At 56.3% G+C, this 21,354-nt stretch carries 15 protein-coding genes; 11 read left to right on the top strand and 4 right to left on the bottom strand.

Annotated features, from left to right (window positions below):
* Positions 1-174: 174 nt before the first annotated feature.
* Positions 175-378 carry a hypothetical protein gene (locus LC343_RS15640; protein WP_223478078.1) on the top strand — a complete coding sequence of 68 codons (204 nt, stop codon included), beginning with the start codon at positions 175-177 and terminating at the stop codon, positions 376-378.
* 40 nt (positions 379-418) lie between these two features.
* Here the strand turns inward: LC343_RS15640 and LC343_RS15635 are convergent, their stop codons facing one another.
* Complete coding sequence (locus LC343_RS15635; RefSeq protein WP_223478077.1) at positions 419-1,783, bottom strand: hypothetical protein; 1,365 nt, start codon at positions 1,781-1,783, stop codon at positions 419-421.
* Entirely contained in the window at positions 1,784-3,943 is a 2,160-nt protein-coding gene (locus LC343_RS15630; protein ID WP_223478076.1) for an ATP-binding protein, read from the bottom strand.
* A 573-nt stretch (positions 3,944-4,516) separates the two neighbouring features.
* Between LC343_RS15630 and LC343_RS15625 the strand changes: the two genes are divergently transcribed.
* The 6 genes from LC343_RS15625 to LC343_RS15600 all read left to right on the top strand — a co-directional run bounded on the left by LC343_RS15625 (position 4,517) and on the right by LC343_RS15600 (position 10,172).
* Positions 4,517-6,070 carry a DNA cytosine methyltransferase gene (locus tag LC343_RS15625; protein ID WP_223478075.1) on the top strand — a complete coding sequence of 518 codons (1,554 nt, stop codon included), beginning with the start codon at positions 4,517-4,519 and terminating at the stop codon, positions 6,068-6,070.
* Positions 6,070-6,483, top strand: a complete 414-nt coding sequence (locus LC343_RS15620) for a very short patch repair endonuclease (protein ID WP_223478074.1) — start codon at positions 6,070-6,072, stop codon at positions 6,481-6,483. Before LC343_RS15625 ends, LC343_RS15620 begins: the two co-directional genes overlap by 1 nt.
* A gap of 123 nt (positions 6,484-6,606) precedes the next feature.
* On the top strand, positions 6,607-6,834 hold the full coding sequence (locus LC343_RS15615; protein ID WP_223478073.1) for an arginine repressor: 228 nt from the start codon (positions 6,607-6,609) through the stop codon (positions 6,832-6,834).
* Entirely contained in the window at positions 6,834-8,663 is a 1,830-nt protein-coding gene (locus LC343_RS15610; RefSeq protein WP_223478072.1) for a hypothetical protein, read from the top strand. The genes LC343_RS15615 and LC343_RS15610 overlap by 1 nt, the downstream gene beginning before the upstream one ends.
* Entirely contained in the window at positions 8,660-9,436 is a 777-nt protein-coding gene (locus LC343_RS15605) for a hypothetical protein (protein ID WP_223478071.1), read from the top strand. Before LC343_RS15610 ends, LC343_RS15605 begins: the two co-directional genes overlap by 4 nt.
* A 4-nt stretch (positions 9,437-9,440) precedes the next feature.
* Positions 9,441-10,172, top strand: a complete 732-nt coding sequence (locus LC343_RS15600) for a hypothetical protein (protein ID WP_223478070.1) — start codon at positions 9,441-9,443, stop codon at positions 10,170-10,172.
* 667 nt (positions 10,173-10,839) lie between these two features.
* Here the strand turns inward: LC343_RS15600 and LC343_RS15595 are convergent.
* Entirely contained in the window at positions 10,840-11,589 is a 750-nt protein-coding gene (locus tag LC343_RS15595) for a helix-turn-helix transcriptional regulator (protein ID WP_223478069.1), read from the bottom strand.
* A 509-nt stretch (positions 11,590-12,098) separates the two neighbouring features.
* On the opposite strand from LC343_RS15595, the gene LC343_RS15590 reads away from it, so the two are divergent.
* Positions 12,099-13,883 carry a methyl-accepting chemotaxis protein gene (locus LC343_RS15590; protein WP_428982567.1) on the top strand — a complete coding sequence of 595 codons (1,785 nt, stop codon included), beginning with the start codon at positions 12,099-12,101 and terminating at the stop codon, positions 13,881-13,883.
* Positions 13,884-14,333: 450 nt separating this feature from the next.
* On the top strand, positions 14,334-16,109 hold the full coding sequence (locus tag LC343_RS15585; RefSeq protein WP_274384801.1) for a methyl-accepting chemotaxis protein: 1,776 nt from the start codon (positions 14,334-14,336) through the stop codon (positions 16,107-16,109).
* Positions 16,110-16,273: 164 nt separating this feature from the next.
* On the opposite strand, the gene LC343_RS15580 is transcribed toward LC343_RS15585, so the two are convergent.
* Positions 16,274-18,505, bottom strand: coding sequence for a putative bifunctional diguanylate cyclase/phosphodiesterase (locus LC343_RS15580; RefSeq protein ID WP_223478068.1), 2,232 nt, complete (start codon positions 18,503-18,505; stop codon positions 16,274-16,276).
* Between the two features lie 285 nt (positions 18,506-18,790).
* On the opposite strand from LC343_RS15580, the gene ade reads away from it, so the two are divergent.
* Both ade and LC343_RS15570 read left to right on the top strand, forming a co-directional pair.
* A complete protein-coding gene (gene ade / locus LC343_RS15575) occupies positions 18,791-20,605 on the top strand; it encodes an adenine deaminase (protein WP_223478067.1) in 1,815 nt (604 codons plus the stop codon).
* Positions 20,606-20,770: 165 nt separating this feature from the next.
* Positions 20,771-21,280: a hypothetical protein gene (locus LC343_RS15570; RefSeq protein ID WP_223478066.1), complete on the top strand. Its 510-nt coding sequence runs from the start codon at positions 20,771-20,773 to the stop codon at positions 21,278-21,280.
* The last annotated feature ends 74 nt before the right edge of the window (positions 21,281-21,354 follow it).

The following is a 21,354-nucleotide window of genomic DNA, read 5'->3' as shown; positions in this document are numbered from 1 at the left end:
GACCAATCGCGTTCGGTATCTCGTGAAAATGGCCAGCCGCAGCTGCCCCGCAAGACCTTTCCGCCGCAGGCGGTCTCCCGAGAAAGGTCTTGCAGGTCAGCCTGGACGCGGCAGGCCCGTTGCTTTCACGACCGAAGCGAAAGGCGCTGAGGACAAACGAAAAGGAGAACGACCATGAAACAGAAACAAATCAAAGCACCTACCCACGAAGTCTTCCATGTGGTTGGCGATGGTGAGAACGCCCGCTGGACCAAGATCGGTGTGGCCTGGGCGCACAAGGACAAGGAAGGCCTGAACCTGGCGGTCAATTACAGCCCGCTGGTGAACGGACGAACCGTGGTCCGGAAGATCAAACCCGCAACAGAGGTCTCGAAATGAGGCCTCTTTTTTTTTGTCCGCATGCCGGGGAGAATGGCAATCAGAGACTCACTATCCCAGGTCTTGAGATATGCCTCGCATATTCTTGGGTAATATATGAGATTAGCTCATCACGGAATCGGTATCTCGCGTGCCAACCTTCCGCCTCTTCTCTAGTAGCGGCCATGCCCAAATTAAGGAACACAGAGATTTTCCCAGGGCGCGGGGGATCCCCGACTAAGAGTGTCGGCGTTCGACACTCCAGCAATTTTTTCTTTATACTCTTGTTTTCGCGAAGGTTATGATCACCAGCACCTTCAGTAAACGGCCACTCGATCCCCAGTAAATACATTAATGGCCCATCGTTTGGCTGCGCATGATCGCAGCTGGCACCAACCTGTACCAGTACCAAACGGCAATTCTCCCATTCGGCATCGTTTTCGACCCCAAAAAGTTTATTGCTCCGAATAAGTTCTGAGTTAATTCCAAAGCTTGCAATGAGATTTTCGTCGGTTGGCTCAAATGGCAGGTCGACTACCGCGCCTAAATCAACTGGCCTAATCGGCTTGCTATGGACAGAAGTCGCGGAAGAAACATGAATGGCACTATTTATGGCAGCCTGAACCGCGACAGGAGCAGATCTGGCAGGATCTTCGACCAGTGCCTCATTCCAGTATTCGGAAGAGGCTCCCTCCGGATCATGTTCTGAGATTCGATCTGCAAGAACCGGCACCAAGACGCGGTTTACGGACGATCTCGGATCTTCAAATGCTCGATCTTTCCCAGCTCCTGCTTGAGAGAGACGAAATAATACCTTGCCAAGTGCAGGGCCGAAATCTTCTGTCGTACGTTGATCTCCGGGAACTAAATCTATTATGGAGCGCAGCGTGGCGTCCATTGCGGCTGAGACATCTGCCTCCCAGCTAAACAGCGCCTTCATCTGGGGATTCGCCGTCATGCGTTCCATTACATCGTTCGGGAGATTGCTATCTGGCAGCACATCTCCTGAAACTACATTTATGTAATCTCCCTTCCTAAGAGAAAAGGTTGCAACGGGTTTTTTTCTAACGTCTAAACTGTTGTCTTGCAGCTGATCAAGATAAGCATTTAGACCTTCGAATTGATCGGGGTGCTGGGTCCAGAGAATTAATATATAGGGACCACTATCAACGTCGACTATTTGATCCAATATCGATGCCAAGACAGCGAAATCGTTGTTTCCCCCAGCTCCGACACCGGCCCCAGTAACTAAGTGCAGATCGATAAATAGCACGCGCATGCCGGGAAAATTGAGCCCGTCTACCCCTGTCTCTTCTTTGAAATGGACAGCATGAGCGTCGATCTGATGGGAACGCAAAGCGTTCAATAATCCATCTATGTGCGTTAGATTATCATCGATTATGACTACTCGTGATGGGAGGAACATCTATGCCTTCTCCGCTTCTGTAAACCGGAGTGCAATTATTGCGCCGTCAAAGTCATCCGGAATATCTGCATCATCTTTTTCCGGAAATAAGAGTTCGCCATCATTGAGCTGCATGACCATATTTGCGTAATACAAACCCATTCCCATCCCGGCGGGACGTCTCGTATAAAAAGGCCGAACAAGATCCGCGGGCTCGTCCCGAAATCCAGGGCCAGTGTCAGCAACAACAATGGCTGGTCCGCCTTCGAAGTCGTCAGATATGTTGATATACAATGCACGCGGTGTCGGCTCTTGGTCTTCATCGGGCCAACGGGTGCGCATCCAATAGATTGCATTGTCAATAAGGTTAGTGAGCGCACCGACCACCAACCCGAATGAGCACACGGTCATCATTTCCTCAGCCCCATCTTCCAGAGCGGGGCAAACAAGGCGAACATGGTGGTGACGAAATCTGATCATGCTCAAATCCCGAGCGCGCCTGATGATATTATTCAGACTTACGGGTTTCTTGTCCTTCTTGCGGAGGATTTCCGAGAAACCGTCCATCAACCGCATCAGTTCGCGCGTCTGATCAGCAACGCCCTTCATGTCAGGGTGCTGAGCAAGCGAATTATACAAGGACTGGATTCCCTGTTCTATCTCGTGGAAAACAACTGCGAGGCCAGTGCCTGAAATACCCGCTTTCAGCAGGGTTTCTTTCATATAAACATACTCAGTCTCGATGCGGTCCAGCAATGGATCGATTTCGCCCGAAAGCCGGTTTTTGCGTGCAATTTCTCTTATTCTGGAGACTGGTTCTGCGAGATGCCTAAGATCGGGATCCTTTGCACCTGAAAGTAGTTCGCGTATTGCTTTCCGGTCTTCTTCCCTTTCCCGGATTAGCGGCTCCATTGCCCCGAGAACGATCTGCTTTAGACGTTCATACGCATTGTTTTCGACGAAGCCTTCACGATTGGACTTTTCAACCAGTCCTGTGCTCGAATATTGCGAGAGATTTATGAATCCAGCCACGATATTATTACTGAGATTACGAGTTGGATTATTTACCCGTTTGAGATCGAGTTCCAGCCAGTCGTTTTCCGCCTCACCGTAGTTATAAACCCGAATGCCGTCGCGATAGACTCTAACTCCGCCGCTTTCATCCAAGAAGTTTTTAATTAGCTCACTCTCTCCGATCTTAGACAGGATTTTGCTACCTCGATCGAATACGTAGAATTCGCCCGAGATAGGTCCGATGCCTGCAAGGGAGTCCTTGTCAGCTGTTATCTTCTTCTTTGATTTTTCAGCACTAAGCGATACCGAAGGATCTTCGTCGTCAGCTGGTATTGGCGGAATTGGCAAGCCACCTTCTCGTTGAATTTCTGTGTGTGCTTCGCGAGCAATTCCAGGAATTCCTCGAAACTCGTACTCCCAGCTAAAAATCTCGCCATCGAAAGTAAATTTGTATTTCCAAGGTGCCCGCTTAAGGATGCGTTCTGGATCTGGAATGCTGTTTATCCAATCAGGATACTCAGGTACGTCGAGATACGCAGAAAAATCCTCCGGGCCCAGCTGTTCGAATGGCGATGATATCGAAGCAATCTGCCTGTACAGGCGCCGTATTTCGCCTCGGGTCCACTTCCGATTGCGAAGCTCGCTAATTATTATCTTCGTCCCTGTTGAGTCCCCGGAAAAGACCTCCGGTTCTCTCGTTGAAATCTCGACTTTCGCGTCTTCGAGAAACTCTTTGTCTATTAACTTCTGCCAATCGATGCGGACAATAACCTCGCGACTACTCGCGGCGCGAGTTATCAACTCGATGTGATTGCCCAGTTTATGTACGGCCAGTCGACCCAGGCCTTTTTCGCCGAGTGGTAATCTCCCGCTAGGCGTACGTTCCCGCTTTTGTTTTTGTTTTTCTTTGTGGTCATGCGCAATAACAAGCCAGATGTCCCGGATCGTTTGCTCGGACATGCCCATGCCGTCGTCGGTGACCGTTATGGTGGGACTGTCGGTGCGTAGCCCGTTTATCTCAACGTGAGCATTGGTGGCGTCGGCGTCATAAGCGTTCTTGACCAGTTCAAAAACAGCAAGACGCGGAGAACCAATTAGCTGGTCGCCGAGCAACTGTAGCAACCGAGCTCTCGGTCTGAAATGTGAAAGTTTTTCGGTGGATTCCATAGATATCAATTATGCGGGAGTCTGGGATTCCTGTCTAATGGAATTACAGTTCATATTCTCTCATTGCTAAGTCGGTCGTTAACGTAGCGCATTGAAAACTAAATAGGCATCTCGCGTTATGAGTGCAAATTGCATGGGTGCGAACTGTATGAATTTTCCGGCATTTCTCTTCTGATCAGTAGGATTCCCATCGCAAATGAGGTGCGCCTCGCCGGGGGCAGTCGGTCCCGCGTCCCGCCTGCGGCGTCGCTTCGCTGACGCTCCCTCGGCTACCCTTTTAACCGGTCTCGACGCTGCCGAGTTCGCTCAGGCGCGCGAATTGTCCGCTGGTGCGGTCATTTCGCGACCTTCGACTCAATGGCCAATGCCTGAAGGCCTCAGCATACGCTTCGGCCCTGGACGGCCGGGCCGAAACCCGGCCTTCTTGAATGCGATCACGGCCAAAGAATCATTTCCGCAACAGCTGCCGGTGAAGTACGCAAAAAAAGTCGTAACACGGCCTGGTTTTCCTGGATCGAATTTCCAATTCGGAGGAAGCTGCATTTTGCCCGATAACAAGCGATTCCAGTTTTTATGAGCGCTCAGCGTAATACCTATCCGATTATTGATCTCTTTGCCGGTCCAGGCGGTCTGGGCGAAGGATTCTTGTCGAGCGTTGATACCAAAGGGCGGTTCCGGTTTCGCGATTCCGTCTCGATTGAGAGAGACAACTTCTCCCATCAGACGCTGCTTCTGCGCCACTTTCTGCGGGCCTTTGGTGAACGGGGTTTTCCAAAAGAGTATTACACGTACCTCGACGGCAAAATCTCTCGCGAAGCACTGTTTGAGTTGTACCCGGAGCAGTTGCGTCACGCAGAGGAAAGCGCACTGCGGATATCGCTTGGCAAAGAGGAGCATGACCGGGTTCGCGGCATAATCGATGAACGCCTGAAAGGCGAAAACAAATGGGCGCTGATTGGTGGCCCGCCTTGTCAGGCCTATTCCTTGGTCGGGCGATCCCGGATGATGAACAATCCGGATTTCCAGGAGGATGAGCGACACTTCCTCTATCGGGAGTATCTGAAAATCATCGCGGACCACAGCCCGCCCGTCTTCGTCATGGAGAATGTAAAGGGTCTCCTGTCCGCCAAGGTCAAAGGAGAACCGGTAATCACACGGATTCTTGCTGATCTTTCGAAGCCGGGCGAGGCGCTCGCCGACAAGAACGAAAGTTTGGGCTACCGGCTGTACTCCCTCTCAGAAGAGGGGGAAATGACTTCGGATGCTGACCCCCGCCAGTTTCTCGTCAAGGCGGAGGAGTACGGCGTACCGCAAGCCCGGCACCGTATGTTTATCGTTGGTATCCGAGGCGATATTGATATCGTTCCCCGTCAGCTGCAGCGCTCAACACCGCCGACCGTAGAGGAAACGATCGGTATGCTTCCGAAGGTAAGGAGCGGGCTTTCCAGGCAGGACAGCCTGGAAGCCTGGAAGTCAGTTATCTCCGAGTTTGATAAGAGCGCTCTTGCCGGTCATCTGAATGGTCACAAGTATGCGAAAGACGTTGTGTCGGAGGTTCGGCTGGCGCTCGATGAAATCGCGCGGAATCCCCTTGAGCGTTCCAGTTCAAAATATCCGGCACGAAGCAACTCTCCGCACAAGGCCGTTCAGTCGCTGTATGATGATCGTTTAACAACGCTGACCAGTCACGAAGCCAGAGGGCACATGCCTTCTGACCTTCACCGGTATCTGTTTTCCGCTGCTTTTACGGCGCACGCGAAACGGAGCCCGAAACTGTCCGACTTCCCTGATTTCCTCCTTCCTGAGCACAAGAATGTAGCCAGAGGCCAGGCTGGCGAAATGTTTTCAGATCGCTTTCGTGTGCAGAAGAAAGATCAGCATTCCACGACAGTGACATCGCACATCTCCAAAGACGGCCACTATTTCATTCACTACGATCCGGCCCAGTGCCGCAGTCTGACGGTTCGGGAAGCTGCACGGCTTCAGACCTTCCCGGACAACTACAAATTCGAGGGCCCTCGAACTGCTCAGTTCCATCAGATTGGAAATGCTGTCCCGCCTTTCCTTGCCGGTCAGATTGCAGAGATAATTGCAGAAGTTCTGGACAGCATGCCAGACAGTGACTGATGGCTGACCGGATATCCAAGGCCCATCGCAGCTGGAATATGTCCCGCATTCGCGGGAAAGATACGAAACCCGAAAAACTTCTCCGCTCAGCCCTGCATAGAGCCGGGTTCCGGTTTCGTCTCCATTCGGGCAATCTGCCCGGAAAACCCGATATCGTCCTGCCGAAATATCGGACCGTGATCTTTGTTCACGGCTGCTACTGGCACCGACATTCGGGCTGCAGGCACGCCACCACGCCCAAATCCAATATCGATTTCTGGAACGGAAAATTTGCGGCCACTGTGGAGCGCGATCTGCGCAATGTTGCAGATCTTGAAGCAGCCGGATGGCGTGTTCTCATCGTCTGGGAATGCGAAATTGAGGCGGATTTGCCGCGAAAAGTTGCGGAAATAAAGGCGTTTCTAGGCACTTAATGGTTCGCGCAGAGGCTCAATTTCTCTCCACATATTGAAAATATATCAAAAATGTTGACAACATTGTCCTCATGTTTCAGCATTGTGCGCACATATTGAAAATACCATGAAAGGAATAAAACTGTGCGCGACAAGAGGAAGAAATTTATCGATCTGGCTGAGGCGCGTGTGAACCGCGCCATCAAAGACATTCGTCTAATCGGAAATCTCGCAAATAAAGGCGCGTACGATTACACGGATGAAGATTCCAGAAAGATGTTTCGTGCCATTCAAAAAGAATTAGATATGGCCAAATCACGTTTTTCGGGTGATTCTGGTGGTAAGGACTCTGAATTTAAGCTGGAGGGGTAATGGGTTACTGGGAGTTTAATAAGCGGCGTGCTTCAGATGTGGACGTCGGCATTACGCAACGTGACCAGTTTAACAATGATGAGGTTGGTCTGAGCGAAGCGCTGGTGCGGGAGGTTATTCAGAATTCATCCGACGCACAAAACAGTGATGCGCCGGTTAAGGTCAGATTTTCGATAAAGGAGGCGACCGACGCGGAACGCGAGGAATGGGATGCGATTTTTGGGGGGCTTGAACCACACCTTGAGGCGTACGGCCTGAATTATGCAGATCTGTCCGATGAGCCTATGCGGGTCCTTGCCATTGAAGATTTCAACACCTGCGGCCTAACAGGAAGCTTCCTGGAAAAGGACAAGGACAACTTCGACCAGTTCTGGAGGGTCATGGGAGACTCTCAGAAAGGCGGAAAATCGGGTGGTCGCTGGGGGCTCGGGAAGCTCGTCTATTCGTCCTCTTCGAAAGCCTACTCCTTCTTCGGGCTCACCGTACGGGACGGTGATGAATCCCCGGCTCTGATGGGGCAGGCTGTCCTGAAGTCACATGATATCGACGGCGTTTTATATCCGGCACACGGGTTCTGGTTTGACGCCAGATCACCCGAACCGCTTGAGTTGCAGCTTCCGGTCACAGACCACGAAGAAGTTCAGAACTTCACATCCCTGGCCGGGGTTCAGCGAACTCTTCAATCGGGGCTTTCCATTATCGTGCCGTATCTGCGTGACGGCGTGGACGAGCGCCAGATCGCAGGCGCTGTCATTAAGAATTACTTTTTTCCGATCCTCGCCGGTAAACTTGAAGTGGAAGTCGGTGACCGCCTGATCAGTGCTGAGACATTCACAGATGTCGTAAATGAGCTGGATATGGCGGATGAGGATTCTATTCCGTTCGATTTTATCGAGGCGATCAGCGGTATGCTGGAAAGACCGCCGTCGGCAACGTCAGCAACACTGACAGGCAATGACGAAATCGGCGAAGCCAGCTTTGATCCCGAAACGTTGTCTGCCCTTAGAGAGGAATTCTCCTCCGGTAACATCGTACACGTTCGCGTTCCGATGGAGCTCGAGGATCACAAAGGTTCGGAATTCGACACCCACATCGATCTTTTCATGCGCGCCATTTCAGAGGGGCAGCGACCATTCAGGTTGTTCGCCCGCGGTCCGATTGTCCTTTCGGGCGAAAGAAGGAGCGCATCAAGCGTAACCGCGCAGTGCGCAATGATTGCAAATGAGGGCTCAATCACGAGTTTCCTCGGTGACGCTGAAAACCCTGCACATACAGACTGGAACTCAACCGCTGAAAAGCTATCTGCGAACTGGCGAAATCCTAAGGCTGCGTTGAAAGCAGTACGGAGCTCTTTGAGGCAGCTCTACGGGCTTATCGGTGAGCAGCAGGAAAAGCTCGACTCGGAAGCTCTGCTTGATTTCTTTTCGATTGCGGACAAAGCCCAGGCCGGGAGCGGCAAGAAGAAGAAAAAATCTCCAAAACCAAAACCGGATGTCCCGCCGCGGCAGATTGCACTGTCTATCAATCGGACGCCGGGCGGCTTTGAGCTTACTCCCGGGCCGGGCGCTCAGGAGTGGGAATATCCGCGCAAGATAAGAATTCGGATGGCGTATGACATGATCGGCGCAAATCCGTTCACACGCTTCAGTAAGTTCGATTTCAGCCTGAAGTCTCAATCTGACCTCAACCTCGAAGCGGAAAACGCTTCTGTCGAAATTGAGAAGGATAACGTCCTCATTGTGACCGCTGAATCACCGGAATTTTCTCTCTCAATCTCGGGCTTCGACGAACGGCGGGATCTTGTTGTTGATGCGAGGGCCGGACAATGAGCACCGCAAAGCGCCGTCTCAATTACACCGGCCGAAAACGTATCAAGCGTGAAAATATCGACATTCGAATGGTCGAGAACGCAGGTAGCGGGCCGCTTAGAGCCAAAGCCGAGCTTAATCTGGAAGGCCTTGGTTTCCCCGCTGATGCAAGGGTCGTGATTGAAGCATACCACCGGTCTTCAGGAATGCGTTTTGATTGCGGGACAGTTGGCGATCTTCAGATCCCGCCCGTGCTTACTATGGACGAAGTCGATCACAGCGGCTCTGTACTCTTCAGGGTGAAGGTGATCGATGAAGAAAGCGACACCGGTAAAATTCTGGGTTCAGCGGAAAGAGTCCAGCCGAGAAGCGACGAAAGTGAAGATGGGCGAAAGAGCATCTTCCCCGTCCTCTTCCGAGAAATCGGCGAACAGACCTGGTATGTCGACTTCGCCGATCCAAGCGCTCCGCCAACGCTCATCCTTAATCGCCGAATTCCCGGAATTTCGCAGGCATTGCAGGACAACCCGCTGCTTCAGGGCTTCCTGCTTCCGGCCGCGTTGCGTTTCGTACTTGAACGGCTCGTTCGGCAGGAGGATGCGGGTGAGGACGATGAGGATGAAAGCGGCTGGAAAGCCGAATGGCTTGAGTTCTGTTCGGACACTCTCGGCTTGCCCGGAGATCCAATGACAAAAGACAGAGAGGGTCGTGAAGAGTGGGTGGACAACGCCATCACCGCCTTCTGTGAGGATATGGGCTTTCTCAAGAACATCAAAAGACACATAGGAGAATAAGCCTATGGATACGATTTCAAGAAAACTGAATAGCGCCGGAATCGATTTCTTCCGGGATTACATCCGCAATGGCGCTGAGGGACCGCCACCTGTCGAGATACTCAATGATCATCAGTACTCCGAGCCGATTGGCGCCAAACTGCAGGTGGGGAGCGCAAAATTTGAGGACCGTTACCATTTCGGAATTTACGTCCGGACACTCCTGAAAGACCTTGATGCAAGTACGATTTCGAGGGATCGGGGCTTGTGGTCAACGCTAGGCCTTCTCTGGTTTGACCGCCTTTGTCCCGCGGACAAGAATGGCAACCGCTCTCCGAAGGAGGAGTACTATTACATCTTGAGCGCGGATTACCGGCACTATTATCGCCACCTCGTGCGCTCTCCATGGCAGCTTGTCCGCGATCATGGCGACAACGCTCGTTTTCTCCTGATCTCACCAAGAAAGCAGGAGCACCCGCTTAGCATCCATGGCGAAATCCTCGAACAGTTTGGCGGGCGGCAGCAGGTCCTGGCGAGCCAGCCTATCGTTGCCGCAGCAAACAAGATGTACTTCGACACGACGAATGGTGTTCCGAAACGAGGCGTAGCGGGTAGCGGAAGAGGAAGTGCGAGGCGCTTCGGTCTCGTCCTAAGGCAACTCGATCTCACTTACGACCCGACCAGCATGGATGATCAGCTGTTCTTCGGGATCCTGCCGAAAGAATTTGAAAAGTGGCTTCCTCAGACTGAGGCTTAGCCGTCTTGCTAGTGTATTGCATCAGGCACAACCTGCCCCCCGCTGTCGGGGTGCTGCGTCGGACAGCGACTGAGAAATTCGCCGCGGCGGCGGCTCATTCGTTTTCACCAGGTGAAGGTCAATTGCCCTTCGGGGATTAATGCAGGCCTTCGGACGGCGTAAAGGCGGCCCTTCGGCCCCCGCTTCGCGGGCTTCGGCCTTGACGCCGACCGCGCGGCCCGCTCTTGGCTTTGGAAGGGCAAATGGACCAGTGGCGGCGCAAGCGCCGCCGGGCGCTGCCCGATTTGGAGGCGATTTTCTGCTTTCGGGCGGTTTGGCCGGGATTTGGGGCGATTTAGGCGCGAAATGTGTTGCACAGAATCGTACACAGCAGAGAAGGATAAGCAAGAAGTATTATATATATCAATTATTTAGCATGTTATCGTGCTGACTTAAAATCCCTCGGCCTTTGGCCGTGCCGGTTCGAGTCCGGCAGGGGGGCACCATCAATCCGGACGAGTCGATACTTGCCTGGAGGCTTATAAGTCCGAGTTTGCGGGCGATGGCGACTGCTTGACCGCGCTGTTCGGCGTTGAGTTTCCGGAAGATGTTCCCGAGACGGAATTTGACAGCGCGTTCGGTCGCGGAGACAGGCCAGCAACTCGCAGGCAGCGGCCAGGAGACCGGATCAGTCAAGACTGCGCTGAAGCCAGCCATTCTGCAGGGCCACCACGATTGCTTGGGTCTTGTTCCTGACGCCCAGTTTGTTGATCGCGTTGGTGGTGTGATAGCTGATCGTGTGGCTGGTGATGCCCAGTTTCCTGCCGATTTCCTCCGCGGTAAGGCCTTCGGCGACAAGGTTGAAAATCTCGATCTCCCGCGCGGTCAGCGGACAGTCGGCGGTTCTGTGTTCCATCACTTCGTTGAGTTGAACGAGCGCGTGTTTGGCGACGAAGCTCATCTGCGCCATTTCCTCGATCGGGACCGGCTCGCGCATGCCGGTGAAGGAAACTGCGCCCTTTATATTCGATTGCAGGCGTATCGGGAAATAGACGATCCTGTCGTAGCCATAATCGACCATCTGGCGCATCTCATCGCGGATTTCGGGCGTCTCGTCGTCGAGATGGTCGGAAAAACGAAGATCGATCGGCAGTTCACGTTCACGCAAAAGCCTCGTGATCCGGGCGCGGTCCAGTGTTCCCGCATCGATCATCCCGGCCAGAAGCTCCGCGTCCCAGTTCGTGATGACAACGCGTTGCGCGAATTTGTTGACTTCATTGGTGGGCTGTCTGGTAACCGCAAAATGAGGCAGCCCGAACGCAGTGCCGGTGGCTTTCAACGGCTTGAAAACATCGAAGCCGGACTTGGCTTCACCTAGACTCTTTATCGTATGCGACAGATCGAACGGTCCGGAAACAGTCGAGTTAACCTGCGACATGTGCGCTCCGGGTCTTTCAAAATATACAAGCTTTTATATGCGGTTTCGACTATGCGCATTCCCTATGTTTTTGAAGTAAATGGGGGCTCATTATTACCCTGTAGGCCTGGATGCGAAGGTGCCAAAGACGTGTAATTCCCCCGGATTTTTTCCCGAATCCGTATTTTTTGTAAATATATGATTTTGTGTTGGAATATTGAGTTCTCGTCAGTCTTTTCTTGGCTGCGTGGCGCGTCATCGCGGCTCATGTTTCGCGGTAAGCTGCCTTTTCCGTCCAGACAACTCGATCCGGAAATAACGCCGCATGTTGTACGACATTCGCTAGTAATAATACTAGGCGCAATCTTATCGGTTTTTCATCATGATGTTTCACCCTGAATGGACCGGGGCCGACGCACCACGTTCGCGCCGTGGCATGATGCCGTACCGGGCCCAAGCGGCATGCTTTTGATTTCGCACCGGATCAAGCGTCGGTGGGGCGCGCGGGGCAATCTTCGGGAAAAACTCTCATGTTCATGAAAAGGAAGCGGTCGGGAAGCGACGCCGCAGCCATTATCGCCGCTCTGGACAACTCTCTGGCCATCATCGAATTCGACGTGACCGGGACAATCCTCGACGTGAACGACAACTTCTGTGCCGCCATGGGATATGACCGTACGGAGATCGTCGGCAATCACCACCGCATGTTCGTTGATCCCGCTTACGCCAAATCCGACGATTACAGGGAATTCTGGGCGCGGCTCGGACGCGGTGAATTCGAATCCCGGGAATATCTTCGCTATGCCAAGGGTGGTCGTGAAATCTGGATCCAGGCGACTTACAATCCGGTGAAGGACGGGGTGGGCCGGGTGCGCAAGGTTGTGAAACTTGCCACCGACATCACCGAAGCCAAGACGAAGGCGATCGAGGATGACGGTAAGCTCAACGCCGTATCGCGGTCGCAGGCGGTCATTGAGTTCGATCTAAAGGGAAACATCCTGACGGCCAACGAGAACTTCTGCCGCGCCATGGGCTTCGACCTTTCCGAGATCAGGGGAAAGCACCATTCCATGTTCGTCGATCCGGCCTATGCGCGGAGCGCCGAGTACGAAGCGTTTTGGGACTGCCTCAGACGAGGCGAATTCATCGCCGATGAGTTCAAGCGTATTGGCAAGGGCGGACGGGAGGTGTGGATACTGGCGTCCTACAACCCGATCCTCGACCATGCCGGACGACCTATGAAATTCGTGAAGATCGCGACAGAACTCACCGACCGCATGACCGATGTCGCGACGCTGGGCGAAGCGCTGTCGGCGTTGGCACATGGCGATCTCGAACAGCGTATCGAGCGCGCCTTCATTTCATCGCTGGATCGCCTGCGGGTCGATTTCAACGACTCGATGGACAAGTTGCAGCAATCGATGCAGCGCGTCGGCGAAAATGCTTCGGCGATCCGCTCGGCCTCTGATGAAATCCGATCGGCGTCCAACGACCTGTCGCGGCGCACCGAGCAGCAGGCCGCCTCTGTCGAGGAAACCGCTGCGGCTGTTGAGGAAGTCACGGCATCGGTGAAAGAGTCCGCCGGCCGCGCGGACGAGGCCGGTGTGCTGGTGAACCGGACGAAGGTGTCCGCCGAGAAATCGGGCGAGGTTGTACGCGAAGCCATCGCTGCAATGGAGGCGATCGAAGCGTCGTCTCGCCAGATCGGAAACATCATCGGCATGATCGACGAGATCGCTTTCCAGACCAACCTGCTGGCGTTGAACGCCGGCGTCGAGGCCGCGCGGGCGGGTGAGGCGGGCAAGGGATTCGCCGTCGTGGCGCAGGAAGTTCGCGAATTGGCGCAGCGTTCGGCGAATGCTGCCAAGGAAATCAAGATGCTGATCGAAACCTCGGCGCAACAGGTGAAGTCGGGCTCCGACCTCGTAAACGAGACCGGCAAGACGCTCGAGACCATTGTCAGGGAAGTGCACGAGGTCAATATCAACGTTGCCGCGATCATCGAGTCGGTGAAGGAACAATGCACCACGCTGCAGGAGATCAACCAGGCGGTCGTCGATATCGACAAGGGCACACAGCAGAACGCTGCCATGGTCGAGGAATCCACGGCGGCTACTCATGGCCTTGCCGGTGAGGCTGCGTCGCTGGCCGAATTGCTGGCGCAGTTCAAGCTGGGCGGAGCCAAGACGGCGGCACCGAAGAGACCGGCGTCCGCGGCCATCGCGAAGCCCGCCGAATTTCAGGCGCGCATTGCGAGGAGCTTCGCGACCGACGGTAACGCCGCCGTCAAGCAGGATGACTGGGAAGAGTTCTGATCGGCGGCATGTGGCACGAAGTCTCACCGGGCCGGCGCAAGCCGGCCTTTTTTGTTTCAGCGGGCGCGAGGCGCCCCGGATCTGTTTTGGCGAATGCGATCTTTCCGGCATGATGCCGTCCGAAAGGACTGATATCTCAAGGAAGTAGAGGCTGGTCCCCGAGCCCGCCGACGCCGGCTCGAACCGCTCTGGATTTTAAGCCTGCCGTGAGCGCCACTCTCCAATAGTCCCTGTCGCGACCGGCAATGCTCTTCACGGTCCATTAATGATCGACTGCAATAAATTGTAGTGCCCTGACGGAAGCTGGTGAGTCCGTTTCGCATGATGCGCGCGTCACGGGTGGCCGGTACCTCGGCATGTCCTTCCACATGAAATCTTGGTTGAGTTCGACCCGCATGTCTTTCGTGCGTGAGCGATACTCGAAGCTGACGACGGGAGCGAAGCCAGCATATGAAACTCTTTGATACCGGTAAGGAAAAGCATCGCTTGGAAGCGCTCGAAATGGTGGGCGCCAACATAATGATCGCCGATGCATCCTTGAACATCACCTATATGAACGCCGCGCTTCGAGCGCTTCTCAGTGAAGCCGAGGATGATCTGCGCAAGGAGCTTCCGGGCTTTTCTGCCGACAAGCTTGTGGGCCGCAACATCGACAGCTTTCACAAGAACCCGGATCATCAACGCAAGATGCTGGCGGAACTGAAAAAACCGCACAAGGCCAACATCCGTATCGGGAGCCGAACGTTCGATCTTGCGGTCACGCCGTTGGAATCGGCCGGCAAGCTCAACGGCTTTGTCGTTGAATGGGCCGATGCCGCGGAACGGCTGGCCAATCTCGATTATCGGGCGCTGTTGGATGCCGTCGGGAAAGTGCAGGCGACGATCGAGTTCCAGCCGGATGGCACGATCATCACGGCGAATGACAACTTCCTCAACGCACTCGGCTACCGGCATGACGAGATCGTCGGCAAACATCACAGAATGTTCGTCGATGCCGCGTATGCGGGAAGCGGTGAATACGTTCAGTTCTGGCGTGAACTCAACGAGGGAAAAGCTCAGGTCGCCGAGTTCTGCCGGATAGGGAAGGGCGGAAAAGAGGTTCACATCAACGCGTCCTACAATCCGATCTTCGACGAGAATGGCCGGGTCAGCAAAGTGGTCAAGTTCGCGACCGACGTCACCGGGCGCGTCGTGGCTGTCAACGAGATCGGCGCCGGCCTTCAGCGGCTCGCCGAGGGAGACCTCGAACAGCGCATCAGGGAGCCTTTCATCCCATCGCTCGACTCGTTGCGGCTCGACTTCAACCACTCGATCGAGAGGCTCGAGGAAGCGATGCGCAATGTCGGCGAGAACGCGGCGACGATCAAAGGCGCATCCGACGAGATCCGTTCCGCCGCCGACGACCTCTCCCGGCGCACCGAGCAGCAGGCTGCCTCGGTCGAGGAAACAGCTGCCGCCGTCGAGGAGGTGACCGCCTCCGTGAAGGAATCCGCCGGACGGGCCGACGAGGCGGGCTCGCTGGTCACGCGCACCAAGGCTTCCGCCGAGAAATCGGGCACGGTGGTCAAGCAGGCCATCGTAGCGATGGAAGCGATCGAGCAGTCCTCGCAGAAGATCGGCAACATCATCGGCATGATCGACGAGATTGCCTTCCAGACCAACCTGCTGGCACTCAATGCGGGCGTCGAGGCGGCGCGCGCAGGCGATGCCGGCAAGGGCTTCGCGGTCGTCGCGCAGGAAGTGCGCGAGCTGGCGCAGCGTTCCGCCAACGCGGCAAAGGAGATCAAGGGCCTGATCGACGCGTCCGCGCAGCAGGTGAAAACCGGCTCCGACCTGGTCGGCGAAACCGGCAAGGCGCTGGAGACCATCGTGGTCGAGGTCCAGGACGTCAACGCCAATGTGATGGCGATCGTCGAGGCGGTGAAGGAACAGTCCATCACGCTGCAGGAGATCAACCAGGCGATCGGCGAAGTCGACAAGGGCACGCAACAGAATGCGGCCATGGTCGAGGAATCCACGGCCGCCAGCCACAGCCTCGCCAGCGAAGCGACGTCGCTGGCGGACCTGCTGCGCCAGTTCAAGCTGAGCGGCGCGAATACCGCGGCATCGAAAAGGCCCGCGTCCGTGTCCGGTGCGAAGCCTGCCGAATTGCAGAGGCGCGTCGCCAAGAGCTTCGCGACCCAGGGTAACGCCGCCGTCAAGCAGGATGACTGGGAAGAGTTCTGATCGCCGATCTTTCGTCCGGCAATCCTGACCGGAGACCAAACAATGAAGGCCGCGGGATAACCGCGGCCTTTTCTTTTTGGAGTTTCGCCAAGCATTGTCGGCATTGCCCGCAAGGGGCGGATTTCGCGGTCTCACCGCTTTCGTGACACAACGTTGGAAGGCGCTCAGGAGCGGCTTGCGACACTCTTCCCGGAGAGCGGGGGCGTGGGCGCATTGTACCTGTCGATAAATCCGGCCACGTCCGCTTTATCCATGGGGGCGGCGAAGTAGAAGCCCTGGAATTCCCGACAGCCGAGCCCGGTCAACCAGGCAAGTTCCGCCGCGGTTTCGACGCCTTCGACCGTTGTTTTCAGGTCAAGTGTGCGCGCCATGCCGACGACCGCGGAGATGATGGCGTTGCGTTCCCTGAAGGCGAGGTCGCCGGACACGAAGGACCTGTCGATCTTGATTTTCTGCACCGAGAAACGCGTGAGGTAGGAAAGCGAACAATAGCCGGTGCCGAAATCGTCGAGCGCGACGGCGACACCCATCCGGTTCATCTCCCCGATGAAGCGATCGGCCATCATTTCGCGGCGCATGAACACCGTCTCGGTCATTTCCAGTTCCAGGCGGCTCGCGGGAAGCCCGGATTTCTCCAGGGCCGCCCTGACCGACGCAGCGAAGTCGCTCTCGCCAAGTTGAACAGGGGAGATATTGACCGCGACACGGATATCTTCAGGCCAGGTCATGGCGTCATGACAGGCGCGATCCAGCGTCCATTCCCCGATCGCCCCGATAAGGCCCGCCGTTTCCGCGAGGCCGATGAAACGGTCCGGGGCGAGCGTGCCCATCTCGGGATGGTCCCAGCGCAGCAAGGCTTCAAACCCGACGACGCGGTTTGCGGCGGCATCGATAACGGGCTGGTATTCGAGGCGCAATTGTTCTTCGCTGATGGCCTTTCGGAGGTCTTCGCGCAACACGCGCTGCTGGTCGGCGTCTTTGTACATGTCGCGGTTGTAAAAGCAGGCCCTGCCGCGCCCCGTCGTCTTGCAGAAGTAGAGCGCGAGGTCAGAGTTGCGGATCAGATCGCCGACGTCCTGGACCTTGTCGTCGGACATGGCGATTCCGATCGTGCCGCCGACCCTGATCTCGTTGCCGTCAATATGTATCGGTTCGCAAACCGCGGCGATGATCTCGTTCACCTGCGTGTTGACGGCGTCACTGTCTCCGGCGTCATGGAGAATGATGCCGAATTCATCGCCGCCGATTCTGCCAATCGTCAGCTCTTTATCCGAAAGGTCCAGCAGGCGTTCGGCCAGAACCTTCAGCAGTGCGTCCCCGACCGCATGGCCGAGCGTGTCGTTGACTTCCTTGAAGTAGTCGAGGTCAAGCGTGCCTATCGCGAGCGACCGGCCGGTGACCTGCGCGTCGGCGAGTGCGCTTTCGGCCACTTCGCGAAAGCGGGAACGGTTGTACAGTCCGGTCAGCGCATCGGTCTGTGCCAGGCGGACAATGCGATCCTCGGCCAGCTTGCGCTCCGTTATGTCGGAGCCGACGCCTCGCCATCCATTGAGCCGTCCACGCTTGTCGAGGATGGGGCTGGCGGTCAAGGACCACCAAGCCTCGACGTCGCCGAACGTGATCCGGCAGACGAAGTCATGAAATGCCGATTGCCCCTCGATCCGCTTCAGCAAGGCATCCCGATCCTCAGGACAAAGGAGGTCCGTGAACTTCAGTTCCAGCAGCCTGGATTTCGACATGCGTGTGACCGCGCTCATGCGCGGCGAACAACTGACGATTTTCAGGCTCTCGTCCAGTTCGTATAGCCAGTCTGATCCGTTTTCCTGGAATTCGCGAAGCAGCAGCTCGATGACTTCTCCGCGTTCCCGGGTCGCTTCCTCGGCGACGGTTCTTTCGATGAAGAATTGCGCCAGTCGGTGAACGGTGTAGAGGATGATTATCGAGTACAGTCCCAGCAAGAAGGCAACGGGCCACAAATGCGCGATATCCGTGCGGAATACTCCGATATACGCACCCGTTGCCATCGGGACGACATACGTGAAGGAAGCCAGCGGGAGACTGGAGAGGGAGAACGCGCCGGCTCCGATCATCCCCGTTATGACCGTCGCGATCAGGAGTTCCTGCTCATGTCCCGCCGTTGGAAACCAGATCGCAGGCATGAGCCCCCAGATGGTTCCCAGAAACAGCGAATTGGCGATCGCGGAAACGATCGTGCCCTTCCGGGTCGAATCGGCCTGCCAGTGTCTGCGGATCTTCGGCACCTTCCAGAGAACGCGCAGGGCATATGCGGTCACCAGTCCGCCCCAGACAAGCAGAGCCGGATCATGTGTATTCCGCCAAAGCGCTGCCACGACAATGATCACATTGATAATATTGACGAGCATGTTGCCGATCATGAATCGCAGCGCCGATTGGATCTGGCTCGCGCGGATTCGGCCGTCTATTCGGGGGTGACCTGTCGGTTCAAGTTGGCTGTCGAACCAACTGTGCAGGTAAATCGTCCAGCTCGGCGCGTACATGGCTTTCATTCGGCTTGACCGAACTCAGATTCCTTCATCGATGAAGAGCTATCTCACGGCGGTGAAAATTCCCTGAATCGTGCCGGCGTTTCTATTCGTTGCGCGGGGCTGGCAATTGGGCCATTTCATGGGCAATGTCGTCATGCTCGCCCGGAGACAGCCATGCCCTCGACCAAACCGATCTTCGCCCCGCCCAAGCCGTGGACCGAATGCGCCCGCGACCTCGTCAATGTCGCGATGGGGCGCAAGATGGCCGACCTTGTCGTGCGCAACGGCAAATGGGTTAATGTCCATTCCGGCGAGGTGATCCCGGCCACCGATCTTGCCATTGTCGACGGACGATTCGCCTATTGCGGGCCCGATGCCTCGCACTGCATCGGCGAGGGCACCAAGGTGGTCGACGCGCGCGGCCGCTATCTCGTTCCGGGTCTTTGCGACGCGCATATGCATATCGAAAGCGGCATGGTGACGGTGACGGAGTTCACGCGCGCCGTCGTGCCGCACGGTACGACCTCCATGTTCGTCGATCCGCACGAGATCGCGAATGTCCTGGGCCTGCCGGGTGTCAGGATGATGCATGACGAGGCCGAAGCGATGCCGGTCAATGTCTTCGTCCAGATGCCGTCCTGCGTGCCCTCCGCGCCGGGTCTGGAGCATGCCGGCGCGTCGCTGGGACCGCACGAGATCGGCGAGGCGATGGCGTGGCCGAATATCATCGGCCTTGGCGAGGTGATGAACTTCCCGGGCGTCGCCGCGAACGAGCAGACCATGGTCGGGGCCATCGAGGCGACGGTGAAGGCGGGCAAGACCGTCGGCGGGCACTATGCGTCGCCCGACCTCGGCCTGCCATTCCACGGCTATGTCGCGGGCGGGCCGGAAGACGACCATGAAGGCACGCGCGCTGAAGATGCCATCGCACGGGTGCGGCAGGGCATGAAGGCGATGCTGCGCCTCGGCTCCGCTTGGTACGACGTCGCCGAGCAGATCAAGGCGGTCACCGAACAGGGGATCGACCCGCGCAATTTCATCCTGTGCACCGACGACAGCCATTCCGGCACGCTGGTGCGGGACGGGCATATGGACCGCGTCGTGCGCCATGCCATCGCGCAAGGGCTCGCGCCGGTCACTGCCATCCAGATGGCGACCGTTAATACTGCCCAGCATTTCAAGCTTGAGCGCGAACTTGGATCGATCGCGCCTGGCCGGCGCGCTGATTTCCTGATCGTCTCCAACCTCGCCGAGCTGTCGATAGACGAGGTCTACGGGCGTGGCGCGCAGCTCGCCAAGGACGGCAAGCTGACCGTCGAGATTCCGCCCTATGATTATCCGGCGGAGGCAAAGGGCACGGTGAAGCTCGGCAAGACGCTCGCGGCGGATGACTTCCTGATCCGTGCGCCGAAGCCGTCCGGCGAGGTTGATGTGCGCGTGATCGGCGTGATCGAGAACCAGGCGCCGACACGGGCGCTGGAGGCAAGGCTTTCCGTCGAGGACGGTATCGTCCAGATGGACCGCCCGAACGATGTCTGCCAGATCGCGCTTGTCGAGCGTCATCGCGCCACCGGCACGGTCGCCAATGCCTTCGTTTCGGGTTTTGGCTACACGCAGGATTGCGCCATGGCCTCGACCGTGGCGCATGACTCGCATCACATGATCGTCGTCGGCACCAATCGCGAGGACATGGCGATCGCCGCCAATCGCCTCGGCGAAGTCGGCGGCGGAGTGGTGATGATCTCGAAGGGCGAGGAACTGGCGCTTGTCGAAATGCCGATCGCGGGCCTGATGTCCAACGAGCGCGCCGAGATCGTCGCCGCCAAGACCGACATCCTCGGCGCCGCGATGCGCGAAATGGGCTGCACCCTCAACAACGCCTATATGCAGCACTCGCTGCTGGCGCTGGTGGTGATACCGGAACTGCGCATTTCCGATGTCGGGCTGGTGGATGTGCGGACCTTCGAGCAGGTGGACGTGTTCGTGTAGCGACGGATTGGATTGTTGCTCGAACTTGTTTGCGTACTAAAGCCGTCGCGTTTCATGCGCGCTTACGCTTGTCCGGGCGAAACGCGGAGGGCGATTGGTGCGGAGATTCGCGCCATGCGTTTTGCAGTCGAGCAGGGGCCGTGTCGGGCTCAGTAAATTCTAGGCTTGGACATTATCGACAATCGCCTGAAGAATGCGGCTATGACCCCGAAACCTTCCGTTGGTGACGCCGAAGGTTGGACCAGGCGTTTTCTGAAGTATCAGGCTCTTCAAGTCGCGGCGCAGCGCCGAGGCGATATTCCTGCTGCCAATCGGCATGTTGAGAAAGTGACCGAAGCGCTGGATGTTCTGGCGAAGACCGGCTTGGACGGAAGAATGGCCCTCGAAAGGCTGATGAATGATACCGATCCGTCCACGCGGGGCAGAGCTGCGCGCCGTGTGATGGAATGGGATCCGGATCGAGCGATTCCGGTGCTCGCTCGTCTCCTTTACGAGCAGTCAGATCCACAGAGTGTTTCAGTCGAGGCTGTTCTCATTGTCAGAGAGGCCAGATACGCGCTTCAGAAGTATTTCGGACTGGACTTATTCGATCCCACGGAATTGCCCGATCGCCTTGCCGCGATGGGGATCACGCTTCCGGAAAAGACATCCCGCGGATTGCGCCGCGAGAATTAGCCCGGGGTTGGTCCGGGATGCCCGTAACTTCGAACAGGTGGACGTGTTCGTGTAGCGGCGTATTCGGTCGTTTG

Origin of the sequence: Oricola indica (assembly GCF_019966595.1) — a bacterium.
GTDB lineage: Bacteria > Pseudomonadota > Alphaproteobacteria > Rhizobiales > Rhizobiaceae > Oricola > Oricola indica.
Note: the sequence above shows the minus strand (reverse complement) of the source record. Positions and strands in the feature narration are given on the sequence as shown.

Bases quoted from the DNA above. Each gene is read 5' to 3' on its own strand.
- LC343_RS15640 (WP_223478078.1), top strand. From the start codon at position 175: ATGAAACAGAAACAAATCAAAGCACCTACCCACGAAGTCTTCCATGTG.
- LC343_RS15635 (WP_223478077.1), bottom strand. From the start codon at position 1,783: ATGTTCCTCCCATCACGAGTAGTCATAATCGATGATAATCTAACGCAC.
- LC343_RS15630 (WP_223478076.1), bottom strand. From the start codon at position 3,943: ATGGAATCCACCGAAAAACTTTCACATTTCAGACCGAGAGCTCGGTTG.
- LC343_RS15625 (WP_223478075.1), top strand. From the start codon at position 4,517: ATGAGCGCTCAGCGTAATACCTATCCGATTATTGATCTCTTTGCCGGT.
- LC343_RS15620 (WP_223478074.1), top strand. From the start codon at position 6,070: ATGGCTGACCGGATATCCAAGGCCCATCGCAGCTGGAATATGTCCCGC.
- LC343_RS15610 (WP_223478072.1), top strand. From the start codon at position 6,834: ATGGGTTACTGGGAGTTTAATAAGCGGCGTGCTTCAGATGTGGACGTC.
- LC343_RS15605 (WP_223478071.1), top strand. From the start codon at position 8,660: ATGAGCACCGCAAAGCGCCGTCTCAATTACACCGGCCGAAAACGTATC.
- LC343_RS15600 (WP_223478070.1), top strand. From the start codon at position 9,441: ATGGATACGATTTCAAGAAAACTGAATAGCGCCGGAATCGATTTCTTC.
- LC343_RS15595 (WP_223478069.1), bottom strand. From the start codon at position 11,589: ATGTCGCAGGTTAACTCGACTGTTTCCGGACCGTTCGATCTGTCGCAT.
- LC343_RS15590 (WP_428982567.1), top strand. From the start codon at position 12,099: ATGTTCATGAAAAGGAAGCGGTCGGGAAGCGACGCCGCAGCCATTATC.
- LC343_RS15585 (WP_274384801.1), top strand. From the start codon at position 14,334: ATGAAACTCTTTGATACCGGTAAGGAAAAGCATCGCTTGGAAGCGCTC.
- LC343_RS15580 (WP_223478068.1), bottom strand. From the start codon at position 18,505: ATGATCGGCAACATGCTCGTCAATATTATCAATGTGATCATTGTCGTG.
- ade (WP_223478067.1), top strand. From the start codon at position 18,791: ATGCCCTCGACCAAACCGATCTTCGCCCCGCCCAAGCCGTGGACCGAA.